24 protein-coding genes and 1 tRNA gene are annotated in these 24,983 nt (G+C 66.2%); 5 read left to right on the forward strand and 20 right to left on the reverse strand.

Annotation, left to right across the window (positions count from 1 at the left end):
- Positions 1 to 33 precede the first annotated feature (33 nt).
- The 11 genes from carB to RBH22_RS09005 all read right to left on the reverse strand — a co-directional run bounded on the left by carB (position 34) and on the right by RBH22_RS09005 (position 12,582).
- The gene (gene carB, locus RBH22_RS08955; protein ID WP_306677279.1) at positions 34 to 3,279 is read right to left on the reverse strand and encodes a carbamoyl-phosphate synthase large subunit; all 3,246 of its coding nucleotides are present in this window, start codon (positions 3,277 to 3,279) and stop codon (positions 34 to 36) included.
- 209 nt (positions 3,280 to 3,488) lie between these two features.
- Positions 3,489 to 3,722: a hypothetical protein gene (locus RBH22_RS08960; RefSeq protein WP_256545734.1), complete on the reverse strand. Its 234-nt coding sequence runs from the start codon at positions 3,720 to 3,722 to the stop codon at positions 3,489 to 3,491.
- A gap of 82 nt (positions 3,723 to 3,804) precedes the next feature.
- Positions 3,805 to 4,338: a DUF5815 family protein gene (locus RBH22_RS08965; RefSeq protein ID WP_256289110.1), complete on the reverse strand. Its 534-nt coding sequence runs from the start codon at positions 4,336 to 4,338 to the stop codon at positions 3,805 to 3,807.
- A 113-nt stretch (positions 4,339 to 4,451) separates the two neighbouring features.
- Positions 4,452 to 4,703 (reverse strand): hypothetical protein, encoded by a 252-nt coding sequence (locus tag RBH22_RS08970; RefSeq protein ID WP_121569861.1) that lies wholly within the window; start codon positions 4,701 to 4,703, stop codon positions 4,452 to 4,454.
- A gap of 99 nt (positions 4,704 to 4,802) precedes the next feature.
- Entirely contained in the window at positions 4,803 to 5,054 is a 252-nt protein-coding gene (locus tag RBH22_RS08975) for a hypothetical protein (protein ID WP_121569862.1), read from the reverse strand.
- A gap of 46 nt (positions 5,055 to 5,100) precedes the next feature.
- Positions 5,101 to 6,267, reverse strand: coding sequence for a HAMP domain-containing sensor histidine kinase (locus RBH22_RS08980; RefSeq protein ID WP_306677280.1), 1,167 nt, complete (start codon positions 6,265 to 6,267; stop codon positions 5,101 to 5,103).
- Positions 6,268 to 6,441: 174 nt separating this feature from the next.
- Positions 6,442 to 7,503, reverse strand: coding sequence for a phosphate uptake regulator PhoU (locus RBH22_RS08985; protein WP_306677281.1), 1,062 nt, complete (start codon positions 7,501 to 7,503; stop codon positions 6,442 to 6,444).
- A gap of 133 nt (positions 7,504 to 7,636) precedes the next feature.
- Entirely contained in the window at positions 7,637 to 8,542 is a 906-nt protein-coding gene (gene pstB, locus RBH22_RS08990) for a phosphate ABC transporter ATP-binding protein PstB (RefSeq protein ID WP_256545737.1), read from the reverse strand.
- Positions 8,535 to 10,169, reverse strand: a complete 1,635-nt coding sequence (gene pstA, locus RBH22_RS08995; RefSeq protein ID WP_256289116.1) for a phosphate ABC transporter permease PstA — start codon at positions 10,167 to 10,169, stop codon at positions 8,535 to 8,537. Before pstA ends, pstB begins: the two co-directional genes overlap by 8 nt.
- On the reverse strand, positions 10,169 to 11,296 hold the full coding sequence (gene pstC / locus RBH22_RS09000; RefSeq protein ID WP_306677282.1) for a phosphate ABC transporter permease subunit PstC: 1,128 nt from the start codon (positions 11,294 to 11,296) through the stop codon (positions 10,169 to 10,171). Before pstC ends, pstA begins: the two co-directional genes overlap by 1 nt.
- 80 nt (positions 11,297 to 11,376) lie before the next feature.
- Entirely contained in the window at positions 11,377 to 12,582 is a 1,206-nt protein-coding gene (locus RBH22_RS09005; protein WP_306677283.1) for a substrate-binding domain-containing protein, read from the reverse strand.
- A gap of 139 nt (positions 12,583 to 12,721) precedes the next feature.
- Here RBH22_RS09005 and RBH22_RS09010 point away from each other — a divergent pair, with 139 nt between their 5' ends.
- Positions 12,722 to 13,726: a halo transducer protein gene (locus RBH22_RS09010; protein ID WP_306677284.1), complete on the forward strand. Its 1,005-nt coding sequence runs from the start codon at positions 12,722 to 12,724 to the stop codon at positions 13,724 to 13,726.
- Between the two features lie 65 nt (positions 13,727 to 13,791).
- On the opposite strand, the gene RBH22_RS09015 is transcribed toward RBH22_RS09010, so the two are convergent.
- Complete coding sequence (locus RBH22_RS09015; RefSeq protein WP_306677285.1) at positions 13,792 to 14,421, reverse strand: heme-binding protein; 630 nt, start codon at positions 14,419 to 14,421, stop codon at positions 13,792 to 13,794.
- Between the two features lie 139 nt (positions 14,422 to 14,560).
- Between RBH22_RS09015 and RBH22_RS09020 the strand changes: the two genes are divergently transcribed.
- Positions 14,561 to 14,821, forward strand: a complete 261-nt coding sequence (locus tag RBH22_RS09020) for a HalOD1 output domain-containing protein (RefSeq protein WP_256545743.1) — start codon at positions 14,561 to 14,563, stop codon at positions 14,819 to 14,821.
- Positions 14,822 to 15,082: 261 nt separating this feature from the next.
- Here the strand turns inward: RBH22_RS09020 and RBH22_RS09025 are convergent.
- Positions 15,083 to 15,156, reverse strand: a tRNA-Ile gene (locus RBH22_RS09025).
- A gap of 226 nt (positions 15,157 to 15,382) precedes the next feature.
- Positions 15,383 to 15,868: an FxsA family protein gene (locus RBH22_RS09030; RefSeq protein WP_256289124.1), complete on the reverse strand. Its 486-nt coding sequence runs from the start codon at positions 15,866 to 15,868 to the stop codon at positions 15,383 to 15,385.
- Between the two features lie 135 nt (positions 15,869 to 16,003).
- Here RBH22_RS09030 and RBH22_RS09035 point away from each other — a divergent pair, with 135 nt between their 5' ends.
- Together RBH22_RS09035 and RBH22_RS09040 are read left to right on the forward strand one after the other, a co-directional pair.
- Positions 16,004 to 17,722: a DUF255 domain-containing protein gene (locus tag RBH22_RS09035; protein ID WP_306677286.1), complete on the forward strand. Its 1,719-nt coding sequence runs from the start codon at positions 16,004 to 16,006 to the stop codon at positions 17,720 to 17,722.
- Positions 17,723 to 17,788: 66 nt separating this feature from the next.
- Positions 17,789 to 18,610, forward strand: coding sequence for a TrmB family transcriptional regulator (locus tag RBH22_RS09040; protein WP_256289127.1), 822 nt, complete (start codon positions 17,789 to 17,791; stop codon positions 18,608 to 18,610).
- Positions 18,611 to 18,646: 36 nt separating this feature from the next.
- Here the strand turns inward: RBH22_RS09040 and mptA are convergent, their stop codons facing one another.
- From mptA to RBH22_RS09065, 5 genes are all read right to left on the reverse strand, one after another.
- Entirely contained in the window at positions 18,647 to 19,576 is a 930-nt protein-coding gene (gene mptA, locus RBH22_RS09045) for a GTP cyclohydrolase MptA (RefSeq protein WP_121569874.1), read from the reverse strand.
- A 124-nt stretch (positions 19,577 to 19,700) separates the two neighbouring features.
- Positions 19,701 to 20,096 carry a hypothetical protein gene (locus tag RBH22_RS09050; RefSeq protein ID WP_256289255.1) on the reverse strand — a complete coding sequence of 132 codons (396 nt, stop codon included), beginning with the start codon at positions 20,094 to 20,096 and terminating at the stop codon, positions 19,701 to 19,703.
- Between the two features lie 103 nt (positions 20,097 to 20,199).
- Positions 20,200 to 20,430 carry a hypothetical protein gene (locus RBH22_RS09055; RefSeq protein ID WP_306677287.1) on the reverse strand — a complete coding sequence of 77 codons (231 nt, stop codon included), beginning with the start codon at positions 20,428 to 20,430 and terminating at the stop codon, positions 20,200 to 20,202.
- Positions 20,431 to 20,587: 157 nt separating this feature from the next.
- Positions 20,588 to 21,832 carry an FAD-dependent oxidoreductase gene (locus tag RBH22_RS09060; RefSeq protein WP_306677288.1) on the reverse strand — a complete coding sequence of 415 codons (1,245 nt, stop codon included), beginning with the start codon at positions 21,830 to 21,832 and terminating at the stop codon, positions 20,588 to 20,590.
- Positions 21,833 to 21,919: 87 nt separating this feature from the next.
- The gene (locus tag RBH22_RS09065; RefSeq protein WP_256545760.1) at positions 21,920 to 22,744 is read right to left on the reverse strand and encodes an NAD(+)/NADH kinase; all 825 of its coding nucleotides are present in this window, start codon (positions 22,742 to 22,744) and stop codon (positions 21,920 to 21,922) included.
- A 214-nt stretch (positions 22,745 to 22,958) separates the two neighbouring features.
- Between RBH22_RS09065 and RBH22_RS09070 the strand changes: the two genes are divergently transcribed.
- Positions 22,959 to 24,278, forward strand: a complete 1,320-nt coding sequence (locus RBH22_RS09070; protein WP_306677289.1) for a KaiC domain-containing protein — start codon at positions 22,959 to 22,961, stop codon at positions 24,276 to 24,278.
- A 22-nt stretch (positions 24,279 to 24,300) separates the two neighbouring features.
- Here RBH22_RS09070 and phoU read toward each other — a convergent pair whose 3' ends face one another.
- Positions 24,301 to 24,978, reverse strand: coding sequence for a phosphate signaling complex protein PhoU (gene phoU / locus RBH22_RS09075; protein ID WP_256545762.1), 678 nt, complete (start codon positions 24,976 to 24,978; stop codon positions 24,301 to 24,303).
- Positions 24,979 to 24,983: the final 5 nt, after the last annotated feature.

The following is a 24,983-nucleotide window of genomic DNA, read 5'->3' on the forward strand; positions in this document are numbered from 1 at the left end:
CAAGAAGTCTATGAGGACTTACGATACTCCCTATCAGTCGTCGGACTGTGCGCCCCAGTTCTCGACGCGGCGCGGGCGATCGGAGACGGCTTCGACGTCGATCGGGTCGTCCTTCGCGTCGAGCGCCTCCAGTGCGGCGAACGCAGAGGCGGTCGTCGAGAAGTACGTGATCTCCTCTTCGACACAGACCTCGAGCGCGTCGCGGTCGCGGGAGACGACGAGGTCGATCTTGCCTTCACGGAGCGCCGAGACGAGGTCTTCTTCGTCGTCGAACGTCGCGAGGTCGAAGTACTCCGCGTAGCCGTTTTCGAGGGCGTCGCCGTCTTCGGTTCCGGGTTTGGGGAACTCCTCGGCCGAGAGGTCGACCCACGCGGTGCCGGACTCGGGGATCGACTTGCCCGTCGCGTCCTGGGCCTTGTCGTAGGCCTTCGCGAACGTGGACGCCGTACCCATCACTTCCCCGGTCGACTTCATCTCCGGGCCGAGGCGCGGGTCCGAACCCGGGAGGCGGTCGAACGGCAGGACGACCTCCTTGACGCTTACGTCCTCGGGGATCTTCTCGGGGACGTCGAGGTCCTCGAGGGTCTCGCCGGCCATCACCTTCGCGGCGAGTTTCGCGATCGGAACGTCCGTCGCCTTCGAGACGAACGGGACCGTCCGCGAGGAGCGCGGGTTCGCCTCCAAGACGTAGACCTCGCCGTCCTTCACGGCGAGTTGGACGTTCAGGAGGCCGACGGTGTCGAGTGCGGTCGCGATGTCTTCTGTGACCTCGCGCACGCGGGCCATCGTCCCTTTGTCCAGAGAGCGCGGCGGGATCATACACGCGGAGTCGCCCGAGTGGACGCCCGCGCTCTCGACGTGTTCCATAATGCCGCCGATGATCGCGCGCTCGCCGTCGGAGACGGCGTCGACGTCGAGTTCGATGGCGTCGGCGAGGAACTGGTCGATGAGGATCGGCTTGTCGGGGGAGACGCGAACGGCCTCCTCGATGTACTCTTTCAGCTCTGCGTCGGAGTGCACGACGTCCATCGCGCGGCCGCCCAGCACGTAGGAGGGGCGCACGAGGACGGGGTAGCCGAGTTCGTTCGCGAGGTCAAGCGCCTCTGCCTCGCTGGTCGCGGAGCCACCCTCGGGCTGGAGGATGCCGAGGTCGTCCATCAGGCGGTTGAAGCGGTCGCGGTCCTCCGCGAGGTCCATCGCGTCGACGCTCGTCCCGAGGATTTCACAGTCGAGGCCGCGGCGCTGGAGTTCCGATTCGAGCGGGTGGCCGATGTTGACGGAGGTCTGGCCGCCGAACTGGACCATCACGCCGTCGGCGTCGGCTGCCTCGACGACGTCGGCGACTTCCTCGGCCGTGATCGGCTCGAAGAACAGGCCGTCGGAGGTGTCGTAGTCGGTCGAGACCGTCTCGGGGTTGTTGTTCACGACGTGCGCGTCGATACCCATCTCGCGCAGGGCCTGTACGGCGTGGACCGAACAGTAGTCGAACTCGACGCCCTGGCCGATCCGGATCGGGCCGCCGCCGACGACGACGACGCTCTCGACGTCGCGGTCGACGCGGAGTTCGCCCGCCGCGGCGTCGCCCTCGTAGGGGCCGGAGTAGAACTCGGGCTTGCGCGAGGAGTAGTAGTACGGCGTCTGTGCGGCGAACTCGCCGGCACAGGTGTCGACCTGTTTGTACGTGCGACCGGGGACGGCGGTCTCGACGTCAGCAACGCTTTCGCCCGTCGAAGCGGCGATTTCGGCGTTTGTCACGCCGGCCGTCGCAGCGGTCGTGAAGTCGCCCTCCTGGGCCGCGTCCATCGCCTCGGAGACGCGCTGGTAGCGTTCGAGGTACCACTCTTTGATGCCCGTCAGCTCTTGGACATCGTCGACGCTGTACCCGCGGTCGAACGCCTCGAAGATAGCGTAGGTGCGGTCGGGGGTCGGCCGTTCGAGCAGTTCTGTTTCGAGTTCCTCGTCTGAGACGCTCTCGACGTCGGTCGCGGGCTCGTACTCCGTCGAGCGGATCGCCTTCAGCATCGACTCCTCGAAGGTCCGCCCGATGGCCATCGCCTCGCCGGTCGACTTCATCGCCGTCGAGAGCGTGAAGTCGACGTCGTCGAACTTGTCCTTGGGCCACCGCGGGATCTTGGTGACGATGTAGTCGATAGCCGGCTCGAAGGCAGCGGTCGTCTCGCCGGTGATCTCGTTTTCGATCTCGTGGAGCCGTTTCCCGAGCGCGACCTTCGCGGTCACGCGGGCGATCGGGTAGCCGGTCGCCTTCGAGGCCAGCGCGGAGGAGCGCGAGACGCGCGGGTTCACTTCGACGACGCGGTACTCGCCGCCGGGCGTGCCGTCGTCGTGCCAGGCGAACTGGATGTTACAGCCGCCCTGGATGCCGAGTTCGCGGATCACTTCGAGCGCGGCGTCGCGCATCTCCTGGTGACCCTCGTCGGGGATGACCTGCGAGGGCGTGACCACGATGGACTCGCCGGTGTGGATGCCCATCGGGTCGATGTTCTCCATATTGCAGATGATGATACAGGAGTCGTCGGCGTCGCGCATCACTTCGTACTCGAGTTCGACCCAGCCCGAGATGGACTCGGTGATGAGCACTTCGGAGTTCCGGGAGAGGCGGAGACCCTTGCGGACGCGCTCGTAGAGTTCCTCTTTCTCGTGGACGACGCCCGACCCGGAGCCGCCGAGGGTGTAGGTCGTCCGCGAGATGACCGGCAGCCCGCCGACCTCCTCGACGGCGTCGTCGACGCGGTCCTGGAGGTCAGCTTCGGTCATCCGCTGCACTTCTTCGCCCTCGTCGAGCGAAATCGTCGTCGACGCGGGGACGGGCTGGCCGATGTTCTCCATCCGCTGGCGGAACAGGTCGCGGTCCTCGGTGGCGTAGATGGTGTCGAGCGGCGTGCCCATAATCTCGACGTCGTACTCCTCGAGGATGCCCTGCTCTGCGAGTTCGGCCGTGACGTTCAGGCCGGTCTGGCCGCCGAGGCCGGCGATGACGCCGTCGGGGTTCTCCTCGCGGATGATCTCCGAAATCGCCTCGGGCGTGATCGGCTCGATGTAGACCCGGTCTGCCATCTCCGGGTCCGTCATAATCGTCGCGGGGTTCGAGTTGACGAGGACGACTCGCGCGCCTTCTTCCTGCAGCGCCCGGCAGGCCTGTGCGCCGGAGTAGTCGAACTCGGCCGCCTGTCCGATCTGAATGGGTCCGCTACCGATGAGCAGTATCGTCCGGTCTTCGGACGCTGCCTCACCGTCTGTCGAGATGTCCTCGTCAGTCATCACTGTGAGGCAGTCCGTACATCGTAATAAGCCCGGCGAAATACTACGAGATGCGAAAGGTCATTTCGAAATTCGTAATCGCTCCGGGCCGGTGCGCTGTCCTCCGTGCGCGCCGATACACAGCAGTGGCGAGACCCCGATCGGGAGCTTCATCGACGACTATCGAACGGTCCGATCCACGAACGAAAAACTGTCTCGATACAGCTGTCTCAGCGAGACGGCTCGTCGAGTCGGTAGCGGTACGGGCTCCCGTCGATGACGGTGACCGCCGCCCCACGCTCTGCGGCCCGTCCGAGCACGGTCGCGACGCGATAAGACGTCTCGAAACCGTCGACGCCTCGCGCGCGCAGGTGATCGAGAATCTCCCGGGCGGTCAGTGGTTCCTCCGCGGTGGCGAGTACGTCGCAGACCTCCTCGAACCCGGAGGGCCGGGTGATGCTCATACGCGAATGTAGAACGCGACAGGGCTTAGGATTCAGTGCGACGTGCGTCAGACGCGGTGAAACGCAGCGATCGAGACCTTACTCAGGCGTAGACGTCGTCCGCGGAGAGATCCCGTTCGGCGCGGTACTCCTCGACGAACTCGCTCACGTCGAAATCCAGCATCTGCCGTTCGAACTCCGAGACGGCGGTCTCGTCGTCGGCGTGGCTGACGGCGTGTTCCATCAGTTCGACCACGAGTTCGACGATGATCTCGTGGAGCCGTCGCGCCTCGAAGTCGGTCACCCAGACGATTCCGGCGCCAACGTCCCCGTCGTCGCTCACGTCGGCGGAGACGACGCGCTGGGGGAACTCCTCGAGGACGATGCCCATCAGGTGTGCCGTGCCGAACTCCGGCATTTCCTCGCTCGTCGTCTCGACAGCCTCCCGAAGAACGGAGACGAGAAACTCCGGCAGAAATCGCTCCGGCGGGTGGACGTCCATCACGACCGCGTGACGCTCTCCGCACGCGCACTCGAACTCGCGCATCCCCAGATCGAGCGTCCCGATCGACTTCGTCTCACCGCACGGCAGTTCGAGCGTCTCCCCGCCACCGCCCGGAACCTGCGGTTGTGCCATACGCTGCGTTGTCGACGGCGGGGGTTAAACGTCGCGTTCCGAAATCGGCCGTGACTCCGGAGCGACTCGCTCGCGTCCCGTCGACGCCGTCGAAAAAACGGAGTGGTATCCCCTCAGTTGCTCGCGGTCGCGTACAGGAGCGGCCCGATGACCAACAGTGCGAGGCCGAGGAACAGGTAGTGCAGTGGGACGAGCGACTGCGGCGTCAGCGCGAAGATCAGCCCGAACACGATCACGTTGAGCGCGAGCAGTTTTTGTGATTTCAGGGGGAGCACGCCAACCGTCGCGAGCACGAAGACGAGCAGTAACGCCTGCCCGACGTTGTAATTGAGCAGGAAACTGTCGACGAGCTGTAAGGGGAGCATCCTTGTCCGGAGTTTCGGCGCGAATCGAGTATTAAAGTTCCGTTCTTCGCGGGCCGCGACGCGGCAGCCCGTGCGGTTGCTCGATCGTTCTCGGCTCGATTACTCGGGCTTCGGTCCCGTGATGTCCATCGGACGGATCCAGCCGTACCAGATCACGAACACCATCCCGCCGTATCCGAGGATGAACACGACGATACCGACGCCGTCGTAGCCGGCTTCCGCGAGCAGGCGGCGAGCGATTCCGGACCCCGCGACGCCGATCAGGAGGATGGCAGCCAACAGGAGTTTGCTACGGGTCAACTCGAAGAGCTGGGTGCGTTCGGTGCGTCCGCCGGCGTCGTCCTCGGTCATTACCGCCAGTTGGAGCCGAAGACCCCTCAATGACTCGGTCGGCCGCTCACCGGCTGGACTCGTCGGCGGTCTCGAACTCGATGCGAACGCCGCCGTCCGAACAGTCTGCGAGTGCGACCTGCCAGCCGTGCGCCGTCGCGACGTCGTAGACGATCGCGAGCCGGAGGTCGCGACGGTCCGTCTCGTTCACCGGGCGGTAGCCGAAGGGATCGACGCCGACGTCGCGTTCGAGACCCGGACCGTCGTCGGCGACGTAGAATCCGTCCTCGTCGAGCGCGCCGATGCGGATCTCGACTGACGACCCGCCGCGGGCGACGGCGTCGTCGAACAGGCTCTCTAACGCCGTGCGGAGCCGGCGCTCGTTCGCGCGGACGGTCGTGCGGTCCTCGATCGTGAGCGTCGCCGCCGCGGGACAGACGGTGTCGAAGACGCCTTTCGCGAGGTAGCCGAGATCGACCGCGTCGGCGTTCCCCGAGAGCGGTTCGCCGCGAACGAGATCGAGGAGGCTCTCGGTGAGGCGGTCCATTCGGTCGACGGCACCGCGTGCGGCTTCGAGATGCCGCTCGTCGCCCTCGGTGCCGACGACGAGGTCGAGGTGTCCCGACGCGATCCCGACCGGGTTCCGGAACTCGTGGGCGACGAGCCCGGCGAACCGGTCCAGCCGCTCGTTTTTCCGCGCCAGCGCCGACTCCCGCTCGTCGAGCGCGGCCGCGTGATCGAGACGGTCGAGCGTCGTTGCGAACGCCTGGCCGATCAGCCCGGCGAGCGCGGCGTCTTCGCCGTCGACGCTCGTCGCATCGGGCCGCTCCGGCCGACCAGGACGCCGGAAGCACAGCACTCGGGTGTCGTCGACGGGCACGACGAACCCGGTCGTCTCACCATCGTCGACGACGACCTCGTCGGTGGCGAGTGCCTCGCGCGCAGCGGCGGAAATAGCGTCAGCCGGAGCGACACGCCCGCCGTCCGATCCGACTGCGGCGCCGTCGCCATCTTCAGCTCCCACGTCGGTACCGGCGACGCGCTCGACGGCGACCGACTCCCGCTCGGAGTCGACGGCGCACAGTCGAACGTCGGCGACGCCGAACAGTTCCGCTGTGGCCGCGGCAGTTCGCTCGAAGAGGTCCGCCTTCGACTCTGCAGCGGCGATGTCACACACAGCACCCCGGCACCGTCGCAACGTCGCTGCCGGCTCCCGCTCGGAGTCTGTAGCCATACACTCTCTCGGAGCGTTCCCCGAATGAGTGCTGCTAAGAACACTCAATAGTGGTCTGTGCCGACAATAGCGGTCCGGTACTCGCGCAGCGGTGCCGAGCGCGGGACCGACGCAACCCGCTGGCGGTGCGCAAGACCGTGAATGCGGCTCGAAGAAGCGCCTACAGACCGCCGTTTACTCGTCGGCACCGCTGGCGACGCGGGAATCCGATCCCTCGTCGGAGTCGACGCCGACGCGCACGCCGTCGCTGGTGTGACCCTCTCGGATCGCAGCGCGAAGCCCGACGGTTGCGATGCGTCCCGCGCAGTCCGCCGTTCGACGGATGCGCTCTACCGCGTTCGCCGTCCGATAGTCCGCGTCGGCGGCCTCGAACAGTCGTCGGTCGATCGACTCGGTCGTCGCGCGGACGTCGTCCCGCGCCTCGAAGACAGACCAGACGGCGTCGGGGTCGGGAGCGAACGTCGCGTCGACCGCGGTCTCGACCGCGTCGCGAGCCTGCGTCGCGACCGCGTCGACCTCGGCTGCGAGGTCGGCGTCGATCGGCTCGTCTACGTCGGCTGCGGAGCTCGCGATCCGGTCGGCGTGCGTCGCGACCTGTGCGAGTTCGGCGGCCATCTCGTAGAACTGGAACAGTTCCGGACGGCTCTCGCCGAGGCTGTCGACCTCGTCCAGCCGCGAGAGACTCCGCACGAAGTAGCGCTCGACCATCCCGTGCAGTCGGTCCCCGCGATTGTCGCTGTCGGCGACGGTCGACGCCGGGCCGTCACCGAGCAGCGCGGCCGTCGCCTCCCGGTGTCGCGACAGCGCGACGAACTGGAGATGCCGAACCGACTGCCGAACCGACACCTCCTCGGAGTTGAGGACGTTCCGGATCTCGACGTGTGACTCCGACTCGTCGGCGACGGTCACGCCGGCCATCGCTCGCGTGACCGATCGCAGGGCGGTCCGCTGTTCGCCCGTGAACTCGCCGTCGGCTTCGATGTGGATTTCGAGCGCGCCGGTCGCGTAGGCCGCTCGAAGGATCCTGGCGAGTTGCGTCGCCGTCTCATCTGAGATCGTCAGATCGATGCGTGCCGCCTCGCGCTCGTCGGCCGTCTGGACGACCAGCAAGCCGTCGATGTGCGTGTGAAGGTCGACGACCGCGCCCGCGGAGAGGCCCTGTTCTTCGGCCCACTCGCGCGGCAGCGACACCGTGTACGTCCCGTTGCTGACTCGTTGTATCTTCCGTGTCTCCATCGTAAACTTCGGTCTCTCGGGTCGGTCGCAGTCTCTACTCTGCGGTCAGTCGTCCGGACGGTACCAGCAGTGTCACGGCGCGTCGAGCGGGAGTCGGGCGGCCGACAGCGGCACGCGGGAGGGCGAAGCCGTGTTATCCGAACTTGCCGCTGATGTAGTCGTCGACACGCTGACTCTGGGGGTCCTCGAACACCTGGTCGGTGTCGCCGTACTCGGCGAGTTCGCCGCCAGTCAGGAAGACAGCGGTCTGATCCGAGATGCGGGCGGCCTGCTGCATATTGTGCGTCACGATGACGACCGTGTAGTCCTCCGCGAGGTCGTGGATGAGCTCCTCGATCTTCGCGGTCGCGATCGGGTCGAGCGCGGAGGCGGGTTCGTCCATCAGCAACACCTCGGGGTCAGTCGCGAGCGCGCGAGCGATACAGAGTCGCTGCTGTTGCCCACCCGAGAGCCCGAGGGCGTTGTCGTCGAGGCGGTCGGAGACTTCGTCCCACAGCGCGGCCTGCCTGAGCGAGCGCTCGACCAGCCGTTCTTCGGCGTCCTCGTCGCTTCGCCCGAAGACCTTCGCGAGGAGGCTGGTGTCGATGTCGCCGTGCTTTCGCGGGCCGTAAGAGATGTTGGCACGAATCGACTTCGGGAACGGGTTCGGCGACTGAAACACCATCCCGACGCGCTTTCGGAGCTCGACCAGATCGACGCCGTCTTGGTAGATCTCCTTGCCGTCGAACGCGACCGAGCCGTCGACGCGTGCGGAGTTGATCCGATCGTTCATCCGGTTGAGACACCGGAGGAACGTGGACTTTCCGCAGCCCGACGGCCCGATGAGCGCCGTGACGCTCTGTTCGGGGATGTCCATCGAGACGCTCTTGAGCGCGTGGTCGTCGCCGTAGTAGACGTCGAGGTCCTCGACGGCGAGTTTCGTGCGGCCGTCGAACTCGTACTCCGTCCACTCCGAGCGCAGCTTCTCTTCTGATTCGCCGCTCGTGGTCTGCAGCGGCTGGGTCGTATCCTTTCGTGGGTTCTGTTTGGTCTCACTCATAGTCGAGTTTCCTCCGGAAGTAGTATCGCGTCACGATGCCGACCGCGTAGAACGACAACACGACCAGCAGTAGGATGAGCGCCGTCGCCCAGCGGAACTGGTCGGGGTTGCCGACGTTTCCGGACGCGCCGACACCGGCCGTGATGAGCGCGTAGAGCTGATACGGGAGCGCAGACGTCGCCTGCAGCAGTTCGGGATTCGAGACGAACGGCGGGGCAGCCGTGAACTGGAAGCCGCCGATCACGTCGGCGGTCTGGCTCCCCGGGACGAACACCCCGCCGGCCATCGTCAGGAGAATCGGGGCCGTCTCGCCGGCGATCCGGCCGACGCCGAGGATCGTCCCCGTGACGACACCGGGCAGGGCTGCCGGGAGCACGACGCTGCGGATGGTCTGCCACTTGGTGACGCCGAGTGCCGCGCTCGCGTCCCGGTACTCGTCGGGGACCGAAAGCATCGCTTCGCGGCTCGTGATCACCACCAGCGGGAGCAGCATAAAGCCGAGCGTCAGCATCCCCGCGAGCAGCGACTTCCCGTTGCCGAACCGGGGGATGAGGAACGCGAACCCGAACAGACCGAAGACGATGCTCGGGGTGCTCCACAGTCCGTTGGTCGCTACCTCGACGACCTGCGTGAAGCGACCGCGCTCGGCGTACTCGGTGAGGAAGATCGCCGCGCCGACGCCGAGCGGGACCGCGAACAGCACCGCGCCGACGACGAGCCAGAACGTCCCCACGATAGCCGGGAGGACGCCGTTGAGGTCGTTGAGGAGACCGACGCCGTTCATCGCGAACGGCAAGTAGACCGGCCAAGAGAAGGTGACGCTCGCGCCGAACAGCGCGACCGTCGACTCCGGACCGACGCCGGGACCGAAGGTGAGGCCGCGGAAGAGGCCCGGAACGCCCTTGAAGACGGTGAACGCGACGAGCGCGAAGAGCACGCCGACGATCGCGGCCGCGTTCAGATAGACGAGGAGATACGCGCCGACGCGGCGGCCGCGGGCGCCGAAGCCGCCGTAGGCCTTCGCGGCGGCCCAGCCGGTCAGGAGCGCACAGAAGACCGTCACGACGGGCACCATAAACTCGGCCGTCAGCGACGCCTTCTGTTCCCAGCCGAGGTCCCAGACCGACGTCGGCGCGATGTAGCCACTGAGAAAGACGAGCCCCACGAGCGCGGTCACGACGCCAGCGGGGAGCGTCGAGCCGACGTCCTCACGCGGGAGGACGGTCGCCGCGAATCCGGCTGCCCCCGTCAGAATCGCCCCGAGAAGCCAGCCGGCGAGGCCGAGGCCGAGCACCTGGGAGGCGACGAGCCCGCCGACGACGAGCCAGATCAGCGTGAAGGCGACGGCGGCGACGATGCCGGCGTCCGGTCGCGGGTTCGTCTCGACGGCACCGAACCGGGAACCGACGCCGAACACGACGACGGCGACACCCTGGACGAGCAGGAGGCCGCCGAGAAGCGGGAGCGTCGGAACGCCGGCGAGCGTACCCGTGAGTCCGACCACCTCGAACATCGCGGCGAGACCGAGTCCGAAGAGCACCGAGGCGACACCCACCGCGAGCGCCGCGACCGCGTCAGCACCCGAGGTGTCCTCTCGGACCAGTCGGGTTCGCGTCGCGCCCGCCATCAGACGTCACCTCCGAACTTCTTGCGCATCCGCCACTCGACGTACTGCGACCCGACCGAGATGACGAGGACGGTGATAAACAGGATGACGCCGGCGACGAACAGCGCGTCCATCTGGAGGCCGTCTGCCTCGCCGTAGTTCCGGGCGATGAGCGACGTTAGCGTCTCCTGTCCGTAGAACACGTTGTACAGCGGGTCCGTGAGTTTGGGGACGCCGCGGAGCATCACCGTCGCGGCCATCGTCTCGCCGATGGCCCGGCCGACACCGAGGAGGACCGCCGCGGAGACACCGGAGAAGGCGGCCGGCAGCGTGATCGAAGTCATCGTCTGCCAGTCGGTCGTGCCGACCGCCAGCGATCCGCTCTTCATCGACTCCGGCACGCTGTTGAGCGCGTCCTCGGCGACGGAGACGACCGTCGGCAGCGCCATCAGACCGACGACGACGCCGACGAACAGGTACGTCCCCTGACCGAGGATGTCGAACTGATCGGACGCCCACGGACTCAGGACGGTGAATCCGATGAAGCCGTAGACGATCGACGGAATCCCGGCGAGGATCTCGACACCGGGCTTGACTAATTCACGGACGGTTCGCGGTGCGATTTCGGAGAGGAACAGCGCGGCAGCGACGCCGAGCGGCGCGGCGACGGCGGTCGCGACGAACGTGACCATAACCGTCCCGTGGATCATCGGGACCATCGAGTAGCGTATCGGCGAGGAGACCGCGTCCCACTCCGGCTGGATGAACATCCGGAGCCCGGGGATCTCGATCCCGAACACCGTCGCGCTCTCGTAGAAGACGACTGGAACCGCCTCGACGAAGATGAACGCGGTGATGAGGATCAATATCAGGATCGTGGACACCGTCATCGTCAGCGTGAGAAGCCGTGCCGTCAGGCCCTGGTGTCGGAGCCAACCGTAGCTGGCCGTGACGAGGAAGACGGCGACGGGAGCGACCGTGTACGAGGAGACCAAGAGGAAGCCGGCGAACGCGGCCACGAGTGCGGCCGACATCACGCCGACGACGGCGAGCGCCTCCCGGTCGGTCTCGTCGACGAAGTTGCGGAAGCGTCTGACGAGGTGGCCGAGCGCCTCCACGCCGGTCTCTTCGCTAGTCGTCTGAGCCATCGTTTCGGAACGTATGCATTGGAATGAGTGGATAAATGGACGAACTGGTTGTACGGCGAGGCGAGTTGCGACAGCCGGCGTTACACCTGCTCAGGGAGCTTCGCCTTCTCGGACTCGATGTCGGCGGTCGGCAGCGGGATGTAGTTGTTCGCTTCGACGAACACCTGCTGGCCGAAGTCCGTCAGGAACATATTCATAAACGCGGCCTCGCGCATATCCGTCCCGCTGGGGGTGTCCTCCGTGATCTTCGTGTACTGGTGGAGGTCACGGTTGAGCGGGTACGCGGAGTCGAAGATCGTGTTCTCGGCGTCCTTGTCGGGCTCGTACAGCGTGCCCTCGAACTCGATACCGATGGGGAGGACGGTGTCGCTCGTGAACGCCAGCGCCATATACGCGATGGCGCCCTCGTTCTGCGAGACGGCCTGGGCGACCTGCTGGTTCTGACCGAACCGGGTGTCGACGCCCGGCATCGGGGCGTCGGCGGAACCCAGCATATTGAGCCGGAACGCGGTGTCCGTCCCGGAGCCTTCCGCACGGCCGATCACGTAGATCTCCTGATCCGGACCGCCGACTTCGCTCCAGTTGGTGATCTCGTCCTGGTAGATCTTGCGGACCTGATCACCGGTGAGCTGTGTGACACCGTTGTTGTAGACGTCGCTACTGACGACGACCGGCTGGCCGTCGCGGCCGAGGACGTGGTCGACGACCTCCTCTTCGGCTTTGCTCTCGCTCCAGCCGAGTTCGGCCGTGATCGGACCCGAGGAGTTGCCGATGTCGACGAGGCCGTCGACGACCGACTGACACCCGGTACCCGAGTGGCTCAGGCCGATGCTGGTCGGGAACGGCGGCGTCGCCTGTTGACCGCCCGGCTCGAAGCCGTAGAGGCTCGCGAAGTAGTCGGCGATGCGCATATCCGGCTCGCCGAGCGCCTCCCACCCGGGAACAGTGTTGCCCTCTTCGGGGTTCGAGCCCCAGTATTCACCGTCATCCGGCGGTGCGTTGGCGTTCCAGTAGGAACTCCCTTTGTTTGCGATCGGGTAGACCGTCGAGGAGCCCTCGGCGGTAAGCATCGAGGGGCCGCTGCTGCCACTCTCGGAGGACGCCGTGTCCTGGCTCGACTGTTCGGTCGGCGTGCTCTCGTCCGCAGCAGCCTCGGTCTCCGCGTCCCCACCGGAGTCCGACTGCCCCGAGCAGCCCGCGAGCCCGGCGGTGCCGACGGCGCCAGACGCAATTAGGAACTTCCGACGTGATACTCGGTCCGCGAGACGGTCTGATTCACGCGTCATCAACTGGATCGAATCCGTATCGGACAAAAGCGGTTTATAATAGGGGTCTATGCGTCTCCACGCCCGTACCGAGGGATGGGTTCCGAGCGTAGCAGTATAGCCCGCACACACCCGTCTATAGCACTATATACACCACTGTATGGACGAACGACAGGACGTAAACCGTCTCGCTGGCAACGCGTCGATAATGACCCGGAAGCGAACGGACGGCGACGACGGGGGCGACGGCGTCGTAGGACTGTCGACGGACGCGGCGGCGGAGGCGATCGTCGCCGCAGGCCCCGAACGCGACCCCGAGACGGTACGGTCGGTGCTCGACCACGTCACCGAGGGCGACCGGGTGACGCGCGATGGGATCGAAGAGACCGTCTCGGACACCTCGAAGATGCTCGCGACGGCAGAGACGCGCGCCGAACTCGGAGAGATGGCGCTCGACGACGCGCGGGACACCGCCGAGGGCGTCGCAGATCTCGATCTCGTCCGGGGGCGCTTGGACCGCTACGAGACGACGCTCGATGAAGTCACCACGCGTGTTCGCGAACTGGGATCCGAGCTTCAGCGCGTCTCGAACCCCGAGGACGACCCCGACGGCCTCTACGAGTCGGTTATGGGACTCCGACGCGTCGCGTCGGGGGCACAGGACGTCCAGCAGCGGGCCGACGAGCTGCAGCTCGACATCGAAGACTTCGAGACGTGGCTCACGACGCCCGAGCGGAGACAGAGCGCCCTCGAAGAGGACGTCGACGCCGTCGCGGAGGCGCTCGACGTCATCGCGCCGGGAGACGATCCTGACGCCGAGACGTGGGTCGACGCGGTCTTGCGCGCCGAACTGACGGGACTGCTCGTCGCCGACGTGCGCGCCGAACTCGACGACCACCGGCAACTGAACGCGTGGGACGACGCCGACGGCGAGTGGGTCGACGCGATCGAACGCAGACTCGACGAGATCGACGCACGCGCCCAGGAACTCGGCGACGACCTCGCCGCCACCGCACGGCCCGCGTGGCGTGATCAGTACGGCGACCGGATCGACGCCTTCCGGGCCACGCTCGAATCGGTCGACCCGCCCGTCCCGTGGGGGGAGGTCCAGGCAGAACTGGAGCGGGCGCGCTCGCTCGACGAGGCGTACCCACAGTCAGCGTAGACGGGACGAAACGGGTGGGCAGGTGCCGGGCCGTCTTCGGTGGACTGCTCCTCATATTCGGTGGATCACCCCTCGTCTTCGACCGCCACGGCGACCTCGTTCCGGCGCATAAACGGCGGTGTCCACGGGTCGTTGTACCGGAGAAGCGAGGGGTCGCCGACGGGGTCGATGCCAGCCCGATCGAGCGCCGCGAGGAGCGCTCGCTCCTGCCGTGCGACCCGCCATCGGGGTGCGTACCAGGAGAACTGTTTCACGGCGACAGTTCGCTCGGGTTCGGTGGTGAGTGTCACTGTCGACGCCGTCGGTTCCGGCGCAGTGTCGGGACCGTACTCCGCCGGCAGGTAGAAGGCCATCCGCACCGCGTCGCCGTCGCCGGTCGGTTCGGTCCGCACCGGGGCCGTCATCGAGACGGACGCCCCCTGCGTCTCGACGGGTGCGGTCATCGAGATCGACGTTTCGCCTTCGTTGGCGCCCGAGATGTATCTGAACAGTCGGCGAAACGCTGTGATCTGATCCGACGCCGTCGTTTCGGCGAGCACCAACTGCGGATACCGCCGTACTTCGACGCCGTCGAGCGTTCGCACGCGTTCGAACGGCACTGACTCGGCCGACCGGGTCGCGTACAGTCCCCACGCGATCCAGCCGGCGAGGGCCGCCCCGCCGCCGACGAGCGCGGCTCTGGTGAGTCTTCCCATACGTACTGTTCGCTCGGCAGACAGATTAATTCCGCCCCCGAACCGATGCGCAGACGACTCTGACCAGTCGGCTTCGGATGCTCGTGTAAAAAAAACTTTCCTGACGAACGTTTATATGTGATGTGCCCCAGGCTGCACTATGGCCGGCGTAGAGCCGACGACGTCCGAACGTGTTGTCGAAGCAGTTGCGGAGGCATCTGAGTGCGACGTGTTGGAACTCCCCCCGCTGTACGAGTCGATCGATCCGGACGCACTCGAGGCACTCGTCGATGCGATGGCGAACGGCAATATTTCGTTCACCTACGCGAATCACCGAGTCACCGTCGATAGCGACGGGACAGTCAGCGTCGACGCCGACGTCACAGAGCGCATCGAGAAACTCCCAGCCGACGACGACTAAGCGTCTCGGGAATCCGGTCGGGGGCGCTCCCGACTCCGGCGACCGCGACGAACAGCGTCGCCGTCGGTGACCGATCTGCTTCGGGCTCAGTTGCACACGCTACTGTAGGCCGTCGGCGACGCTGACGCCACTGACGAGAGAGCCACAGAGAACGCGCTTTGGATACACGAGTCGCTCTCGAGTGTGAGTATCGCACGAAGTTAGATGGCTGGGGAGTTGGGGCCCCAACCACGGCCGGTCGGAGACCGACCGTGTGGAAGGTGGGCCAACACGGATTTGAACCGTGGACCTCCCGGTTATCAGCCGAGCGCTCAACCTGACTGAGCTATTGGCCCAGGCGAGCGCATCTACTCGTTGTTCGATGAGTAGTTTAAGGGTTTCCTTTCGGTAGCGGCTTGCGACGCAGTCACCCGATCAGCGACGGCGAGACGTGACAAAGACGGGATCAAAATCAGTCGACAGAACCGGGACGCACGTGGTCATACTGTCGGACAGACGTTCGTGAATCATATTGGCACCCACGGGGTGCTGATGATTTTCACATCGTTCTGTCCGACAGTATCAGGAGTTGTCGTCGCCGGGGCGGCCGTACTCCTCGGGATCGAGATTCACGACGTCGTCGTCGCCCGGGAAGCCGCCGACCCAGACGTTCCCCGAGACGAAGCCGCCGGTCTGTTTGTCCAGATACGGCCGGACCACGTAGCGCTTCAGGACGCCGCGGATCGGATAGCGCGTGAACGGCAGCGCGAGCGTGAACCCGAGGACGTCGGTGACGATGCCGGGCGTCAGGAGGAACGCGCCCGCGGCGATGAGGAGGCCGCCGTCGAGCAGTTCGTTCGTCGGAAGTTCGCCCGTCGCGGTCTTCCGCTGGAGTTTCGAGAGCGTGTGGCGGCCCTCGGCCCGGACGAGCAACATCCCGAGGAGCCCCGTGAGGACCACGAGAAGCACCGTCGGAACGAAGCCGATCGTCGAGGCGACCGGTAACAACAAGAGCGTGTCGGCGAGTGGGATGGCCAACAGGAGCGCGATGACCCAGCGCGTCTGCATACGCCACCGTTTGGGACCGCCGTTCATAGCCCTTGTGTCGCGCGGGTCGGCGTCTCGGCGACGAAAGTTGTGAGCGCGACGGTGCGAGTGAACGTGCCTCGAAGGGCTTACCCGCCGGCACGTCGGAGCACAGGTATGACCGACGACCGGACGCACGTCGAGTGGCGCGAGTGGGGTCCCGCGCCGTTCGAGGAGGCTCGCGCGGCCGACCGCCCCGTCCTCCTCGCGCTCACCGCCACGTGGTGTGACAGCTGTCACGAGATGGATGCCGAGACGTACGCCGAGCCGCGGATCGCCGCCAACGTCAACGACGGCTTCGTGCCGGTTCGCGTTGACGTCGACCGCCGACCGCGCGTCCGCGAGCGATACAATATGGGCGGCTTTCCCTCGACGGTCTTCTGTACGCCGTCGGGGAAGGTCATCACGGGCGCGACGTACCTCGGTCCCGACGGGATGCGGCAGGTACTCGATTCCGTTCGCGACGTCTGGGCGGACCGCGGCGAGGACGCCGGGCGGATCCCGCGCGCGCTGGCCGGCAATCCGACGCCTGCAGGTGCGATCGACGAGCGGATCGAAGCGCACCTCGCCGGCCAACTCGACGAGAAGTGGGATCCGCGGTTCGCCGGCTGGGGCGACGGCGCGAAGTTCCCGCTGCCGCGGACGATCGAGTTCGCCCTGAAGCGGGCGCGCGAGCAGGCCACAGAGACGCTCGGCGTCGTTAGCGAATCGCTATACGACCACGACGCTGGCGGGTTCTACCGCTACGCCGAGGGTCGCGATTGGACAGACCCGCACCGAGAGAAAGTGCTCGACGCGAACGCCGCCCTCATTCGAGCCTTCGCGAACGGCTACCTCTACACCGGCGACGAGGCGCTGCTCGATCCCGCCTACGGGACGCGGGACTTCCTCGTCGACCGCCTCTGGAACGGCACCGCCTTCGGCGGGAGCGTCGCCCCGGACGACGACTCGAACGGCGACGGTGACGACGACGGATTCGGACCGCGCCGCGATCTGACGGCCTTCGCCGGTGGCAACGCCCTGACCGCGGACGCGTTCCTCACCCTCGCGGGCTACACCGACGACGAGACGTCGCGGGAGTACGCCGAACGCGTCCTCGACGCGCTCGCGGCCGATTTCGTCGACGACGACGGCGTCGTCTCTCACTTCGATCCGGCCGCAGGGACTGACGAATCCGCCGACGAAAGCGACGGGGCAGTCCCCGAACTACTCTTAGAAGATCAGGCGCGCGCCGTCGCAGCTTTCACGCGAGCGCGGCAGGTCCTCGGCCCGGACGCGCTCGCGACCGAAGACGGTCCGCTCGAACTGGCGCGCCGCATCGCCGACGTCGCTATCGAGGAACTCCAGGAATCCGACGGCGCGTTCCGCGACGGCCCCGACGTGGACGTCGGCCTGCTCGACGAACCCCTGCGCCCGCTCGACGGCGGCGTCGAGATGGCGGATGCGCTGGTGGATCTCGCCGCGCTGCTCGATCAGACGGCCGACTCCGACGACGAAACAGGTCAGGGCGACCGCTACGCCGACGCGGCCCACGACGCCGTCGCCGCCTTCGCCGGCGCGTGGGACCGGATCGGCGTCCAGGTCGCCGGCTACGGTGCCGTGACCGCTCGACTCGTCCGTCCCGACCTCGTGATCGGCGTCGGCGACGCCGCCGGTGCGGACCTCCACCGCGCGGCCCTCCGCGTGGCCGACCACGAGGCGGTCGTCGTTCCGGACGCGCCGGCCGTCTCCGCCGGGACGGCCACTGTACGCCGAGGCGCGGAAACGCGCGAGGCGACCACGCCCGAGGAGTTGATGCGGGCCGTTTCGGCGCTCACCGACGGCACACAGGGGTAGTTCCGAGAACGCTCGCGGCGTGTAAACCTCCGATTCGTTTTTATTCGTGGGCTTGGAGAGTGAGGTATGGCGAGTCTGAGGGACCTCGGGTTGTCCGAATACGAAGCGCGTGCGTATCGGTCGTTACTCCGGACGGGAGCGACAACCGCCAAAGAGTTGTCGCGAGCGAGCGACGTGCCGATGGGCCGGATCTACGACGTTCTGAACAGCCTCGAACAGCACAATCTGGTTCGGAGTCAGGCGGCGAGCCGACCGAAGAAGTACGTCGCCGTCGAACCCGACACGGCGCTCGATCGACTCTTAGAGAACAAACGGCGAGAGCTTCGCGAGAAAGCCGAGCAGTACGAGAGCGTCGTCGACGACCTCACAGACGAACTGGAGACCGCAGAGCCGGTCGAAAGCCAGTTCTGGACGGCTGCGGTGGGGACCGAGGAGTCCGTCGAACTCCTCGTCGAGCGCCTCGCGGCCGCGGACGACTCGCTGGTGGTCGTCGCGGGCGCCGTATCCCCACAGTTCGATCTGGGTGCGGTCGGAAAGCGCGTCGTCGAGGAACTGGAGGCTGCGCTGGACCGCGGGGTCGACGTGTCCGTACTGATGGCGCCGGAACTCGTCGAATCGCTGCCCGAGAGCGTCGGCGAGCGCTACACCCAGCGGCTGGCGAATCATCCCGCATTCTCAGTTCGAACGGCCCCTGGACTCTCCGGGACGTTCGAGCTCATCGACGACGTGGAAGTCTGTATCGAGGTCCCGAACCCGCTGGATCCCGCCCAGGCGTTCGCGATGATCGACCTGAAAGACCCCGACTTCGCGGCTGACGTGCGCGAGATGTTCGACCCGCAGTGGGAGGCCGCCGAACCGCTCGCGTTGTCGTCACTCGGCGGCGAGTAGCGTCAAAAATCCGGGCGAACGTCAGCCAGTCGGTTGCTACTGGTTGTCGACTTCCGCCCGAAGCTGTTCGAGCGTAACCTCGCGCTCGGCGTGGGCGTTGTGCTGGTGGATCGACTCGTCGTTGGACTGCTTCATATGGACGACGGCGTCGTCGTCTAAGTGGTCGAACTCCTCGACGACCTGTTCGGCCATCGAGCGGACGCAGTCTTCGACGAACTTCGCGTCCGCGTGCGCCTGATACGTCATGTGGTCCTCGTCCGGGCGCTTCGCGAGGTTGTAGATCCGCGCGGACATCGAGTCGCGAGCCAGCTCTGCGATCTCCCGGAGGTCGACGTCGGGCGAGCCGTCGGCGGTGATCGTGAGCGTCGCGTGGCCGCGCTGGGAGTGACCGGGCTGGGGGACCGTATCGAGGAACTCCTCGATGGTCCCGTCGTCGACTTGCAGGTCCTGCAGAACCTCGCGGGCGCGAGAGGCTGACATCCCCTGTGAGCAGGGGCAGACGGTCATCCCCGTCACTTCCGCACCGATCTCCTCGCGAGTGCCCTCGTCGGTCGCCGTCGCGCTGGCGACGATAGTGATCGTGCTCTGTGTCGGGAGACCGCTCGCCGGCGTGTCCTCGCGGATGACGTAGTCGGCCGTCATCCGCACCTCTGCGGTCGAGGTGTAATCGTGCTTCGCGAGGAGACGTTCGGCCGCGTCGCCACACATATCTTCGACGCGGTAGGCCGGCTCCGAGACGGCCGCTTCGAGAGTCTCGTCGATGACCTGCATATTCCGACTCATATCGATCCCCTTCCGACCGCTCGGGAGGTCGACGAACACCTCGAACTCCGCCATCAGAACGAGCGGTCGTTTGCCGTCGCGGGCGATCTTCACTAGTTTGTCGACGCCCGTGACGCCGACCTGACTTAACCCGACGGTTACGTCGGGCTGGCTCGCTTGCACGTCAGGAAGCTGGTGACTCATTGTCACACGGGAAGGACGCAGTTTGATTAACGCTTTCGTTAGCCGAAGTTTGAGAGTGAAGTTCCCGACGCCGCGTCGGGTAGAGGCGGTTCCGTCGCGTTCCGTCTCCCGACGAAAGCGCCGCCTACGGCCAGTCGTCGCGCCCGCTGGACTCGAAGGGATCTTCCTCCTCGTCGGCGTCACCAGCGAGTTGCCAGCCGGCCGCTTCGGCCGCCTGTTCGAGCGGGAGGTACTCCCAGCCGGCCGCCTCGGCGACGTCGGCGTCCGCGTCGGTGGTTCCGACCAGGACGTGTCGGTCGGTGTCGAACTGCGCTTTCACGTTTTCGAGGCTCTCGCGAACGCCTCGCGGCCCCGAGAAGAAGTCCTGTCGGACCCGGTGCTTGCGCGTGAAGTTCGTGACGACGTAGGTGGGCTTCTCACTCACGACGCCGACGTACTCGGTCCACTGACGGGCGTCGTTGAACACGGCATTCGGGTCCGCGAGGCCGCGAAGTGCCTCTAACTCGAACGCCAGCGTCATATCGGCGTCGCCGCCGGGGCCACCCGAGGGCTCGTCGCTCATACCTGCCCCTATCGCCTACCCGCCGAAAACTGCATCGGTCCCCCACAGTCGAGAGCGAAGATCAGATGATGCGGTAGTACTCGGTGAAGCGAACGACGTCGCCGGTCGTGAGTCCGGCAGCGTCGACTGCGCGGTCAGATCCGGACACTGCGTCGAGGAACTCCCGACGAGCGGCCGGCGTGAGCTGATCGAGGTCTCGGACGCGGTCGGTCGGACCGACGTCTGATGGGTCGCACTCGACGACGACGGTTGCGACGTCCGCACCCCCCGAACCGCCAATAGATCGTGACATATGGTACCAATATACATTATAGATCATAAAGATTTTGGGCAGGTGACAGACCGGTGGTTCCGGCCAGCAGAGGTCGCGGCCGAAACCGTCGCGTAGAGCGACGGATAGCAGTGGAAAAGAGAGCGTGTAGAACGCGACTGGGGTCCGTCTGGTACCGTTACTCGGCGGGCGTCTCTTCGAGGTCGAGTTCGTCGATCTCGAAGTTCTGCTGCATCAGGACGTCTTTCTGATCGGCGACGTCGCGCCGTTCGCGCATCAGCTTCTTGTACTTCGACTGCGGCGAGAGGTCGCCGATGAGGACGCCGCCGACGATCTGGCCGTCTTTGAACGCCAGGCGCCGCCACTCGGTGTCGGAGTACTTCGCTTCGGCCTCGTCGTCGCCCAGCGTCGGATGCCCGAAGGAGAGGAACGGGAAGTCGAAGTGGGTGATCGAGTACGAGGAGACCCACTCGAAGGGCTCGGCGCCGTAGTCGACCATATTCTGCGCGGCGATCGTCCCCTGCTCTTTCGCGGAGCCCCACGCGCCGTTCTGCGCGCGCTCGCCGAGGATGAGGTCGTTGAACTCGGTGATGTCGCCGGCGGCGAAGACGTCCTCGTGGTTCGTCTGCATATACTCGTCGACGACGATGCCGTCGTTGCACTCGATCGGCGTGTCCTGCAGGATCTCCGTGTTGAAGTTCAGCCCGATCGCGATGCCGACGAAGTCGGCGTCGTACTCGTCGCCGTTGGGGTCGACGGCGGTCGTCACGCGACCGTCCTCGTCGGTCTCGAAGTGATCGACGCCGGACTGGAAGACTGGCTCGACGTCGCGCTCTCGCAGCGCGTCGTGGATGATCTCTGCGCCCTCTTCGGAGAGCGCGTAGCGCCACCAGCAGTCACCGCGCATCAGGTACTTGCCTTCGACGTCCTGGGCGGCCGTGATCGCGGCGAGGTCGATCCCGAGCAGGCCCGCCCCGACGATGACGGAGCTGTCGGCCTGTTCCATGTGGGATTTGATCGCGCGGGCGTCCTGGAACGTCCAGAAGTGGTGGACGCCGTCGGCGTCGGAGTTGTCGACCGGGAGCTGTGTCGGCGTCCCGCCGGTCGCGATCAGCAGTTTGTCCCAGGCGTACTCCTCGCCCTCGTGGGTCTCGACGGTGTGGCCGTCGACGTCGATATCGACGACGAGCGTGTTGAGTTGGAGGTCGATGTCGCGCTCGTCGTACCACGATTCGTCGTGGATGGAGATCGGCGCTTCGGGGAGTTTCCCCTTGGCGAACTCCTTGATCAAGATCCGATTGTACAGGGCCTCGCCCTCGTCCGTGATGACGGTGATCTCGGCGTCGGGTTGCTCCTCGCGGAGGGTCTCGGCGGCGGAACTGCCGGCGACACCGTCGCCGATGATCACGTACGACTGAGTCATATTCGAGCGGTTCGGGTTCGGGGTTAATGGGGATTGCTATATTGCTGGCCTCCGACGAAACGTCGGCGACTGCACGCGGCGAACCCATTACTCCAACTTCTTGAGCGCCTCGAAGAAGTCCGACGCCGGGCCAGCCATCCGAACGGGATCGTCGGCGATCTCGACGGTGACGTCGGCCGGCGGTTCGACGCGCTCGCGGATGCGCCCGTCGACGACGACAACGGCGTTCTCGGTTTCCTCGACAGTAACCGAGACCGTGGCGTCGCGGTCGACGACGAGCGGCGGCATCCCCTGCGCGCCAGCCATCTCGGTGACGACGAACCCCGAGACGCCCGGGTGGATCAGTGGTCCGTCCTCGCTGAGATTGTACGCGGTGCTGCCGGTCGGCGTCGCGATGAGGACGCCGTCTGCGTGTCCGGTGGCGTAGCGCGAACCGTCGACGCGCACCTCGATCGATGCGCCGCCGCCGTGGCCGCGGCGAGCGCCCTGGACGACGACCTCGTTGACCGCCGAGGGGAGTAGCCAGTCCTCGCCGCTGGCTGCGAGCCGCGGCATCGACCGCGTCGGGAGTTCGCCCGCCTCCCGGAAGTTTCGCACCTCCTCCATCACAGCCTCGACGGCGTCCTCGGGGTTGACGGCGTTGAGGAAGCCCACCTCGCCGAGATTGACGCCGAGGATCGGCGTCGTACGCGCGCCGTGGGCCGCAAAGAGGAACGTTCCGTCGCCGCCGATACTCACCACGAGGTCGGCCGCGTCGAAGGCCTCGATCGGCCGCCCCGGGACGCCGAGTTCGTCGGCCGTCGCCGCATCGAGCCACACCGTGACGTCCGCCGAGACGAGTCGCTCCCGGAGGTCGCCGGCCAGACGGGCCGTCCGGTCGTTACCCCATTGCGCGACGATGGCCACCTTCATCTCCGTCGCCAGGTTCGACGCGACGTCAAAAAAGGGCTCCGTCACGCGTCGGTCATCGCTCGCGAGCGGTCACTGCCACCGGCGCACACGGGCAACATTGATACCCGCGCCGGTCCTCTCGTTTCGACGACGGCGATGGAACGCAGCGGCCACCACGTGGGGCGTCGGAGTCGAGCGTCGCAGCCTGACCCGAGCGAGGGGGCGGGTGACGGCTATGAGTGACGACGACGATTGGTTCGAGCGCGCGCTTCGGGAGGACGACGAGAGCGAAGACGCCGACGAGGACGGCCGCGAGGACGGCAAGCGCGACGGCGACGTAGCGGTGGAGCGGGAGCCAACGACCGCCGAACCGCACGGCGAGTCGCCGATCGACGAGACCGAAGGCGAAAGCGGGAGCGAGGACGAAAGCAAAGCCGGAAGCGAGGACGAAAGCCAGGTCGAACCCCAAGCCGCCGCTCGCGATACCGAGGGCGCGCGAAGCGACGAAGAAACTGACCAGCAACTCGGAGAACAGGCAGCCTCCACCGGGGCCGACTCCGGAGGAGCCGACGAAAGTAGCGGCCCCGCCGGTAGCGAACCCGGAGCGACGAGCGACGAGAGCGCCGGTGACAGCCCGTTCGAGGAGGACTTCGCCTCGGCGCTCGAAAACGCCCCCGAGCCGGGGTCCGGAGTCGGAGCAGCGATGGGCGAGGCTTCGGGATCGAGCCCGCCCGACGAAGGTGGGTCGGAGAGTCCGTTCGGCCCCGCGGACGCCGGCGCAGGCGACGGCGACGACTTCGGCTTCGCGAACTTCGAGGACGACACCGACGATTTCGACGAGGAGTCCTTCGATTCCGACCTCGAACGGCTGGACATCGGGATCGGAGGACTCGATCAGATGATCCTCGGCGGCGTCCCGCGACGGTCGCTGATGGTGGCCGTCGGGTCCGCCGGGACGGGCAAGACCACGTTCGGCCTGCAGTTTCTGAATCACGGGCTCGAAAACGGCGAGGACGCGGTCTACATCGCACTCGAAGAGAGCCACGAGCGAATCCTCGCGACCGCGGGCGAGAAGGGCTGGGAGTTCGAGCGCTACGTCGAGGAAGACCGCCTCGCCATCGTCGACATCGACCCGATCGAGATGGCGAACAGCCTCGACAGCATCCAGAACGACCTCCCGGAACTGATCAAAGAGTTCGGCGCGGATCGGCTGGTGCTCGACTCCGTCTCGCTGCTGGAGATGATGTACGAGAGCGCGCAGAAGCGACGCAGCCAGGTCTTCGGCTTCACGCGGGCGCTGAAGAGCGCCGGCATCACGACGCTTCTGACCTCCGAGGCGAACGACGACAACCCCTACACCTCGCGGTTCGGAATCGTCGAGTACCTCGCAGACGCCGTGTTCGTGCTGCAGTACGTGCGGCCGAGCGACTTCCGCGAGACGCGGCTGGCGATCGAGATCCAGAAGATCAGGGACGCGAATCACTCCCGGGAGACGAAACCGTACGAACTCACCGCCGAGGGGATCAGCGTCTACCGGCAGGCGAACATCTTCTGAGAAAGAGAATCGAGTCCGCGAGTCAGTACAGCAGTTCGGCGTCGTCTTCGATCATATACAGCGTCCGCGCGGCGATGTTGACCGCGTGGTCGCCGACGCGTTCGAGGTCGCGGACCGTCAAGAGCAGTCGCGAGATGTCCTGGAGATAGGCTTCGGCGTCCTCGCTCCCGTCACCGAAGGGGTCCTGCTCGATGAGGTCACGGACGACGATGGAACTGGCGGCCTCACACATCGCGTCGAGGTCGTCGTCGCGGTCGGCGACCTCGTAACACGCTTCTGGATCCTCGTCGGCGTAGGCAGCCATCGCGGATTCGAGCATCTCCAGCGTCTCGACGCCGATCTGCTGGACGTCGACCTCGGGGAACACGTCCCGGTCGGCGTCCATCGCGTACTGCGCGAGGTTCACCGCGAGGTCGCCGATACGTTCGAGATCGGTGATGATCTTGAACGACGCGGCGATGAACCGTAGATCGGAGGCCACGGGCTGCTGAAGCGCGATCAGATCTACGCACTGGCCTTCGAGGTCGAGGTACATCTGGTTCACCTCGTCGTCGCCGTCGACGACTTCCTCGGCGGTGGCCTCGTTTTTCTGTTCGAGCGCGTCGAGGCCGAGTCGCAACCGTTCGGCGACGACCTCGCTCATATACAGAACGTCGTCTCGGAGATTCGAGAGCGACTCCTGGTACTCTTGTCGGGGCATACCTG

This window comes from Halobellus sp. H-GB7, from assembly GCF_030848585.1.
In the GTDB taxonomy this organism is placed as follows: domain Archaea; phylum Halobacteriota; class Halobacteria; order Halobacteriales; family Haloferacaceae; genus Haloquadratum; species Haloquadratum inordinatus.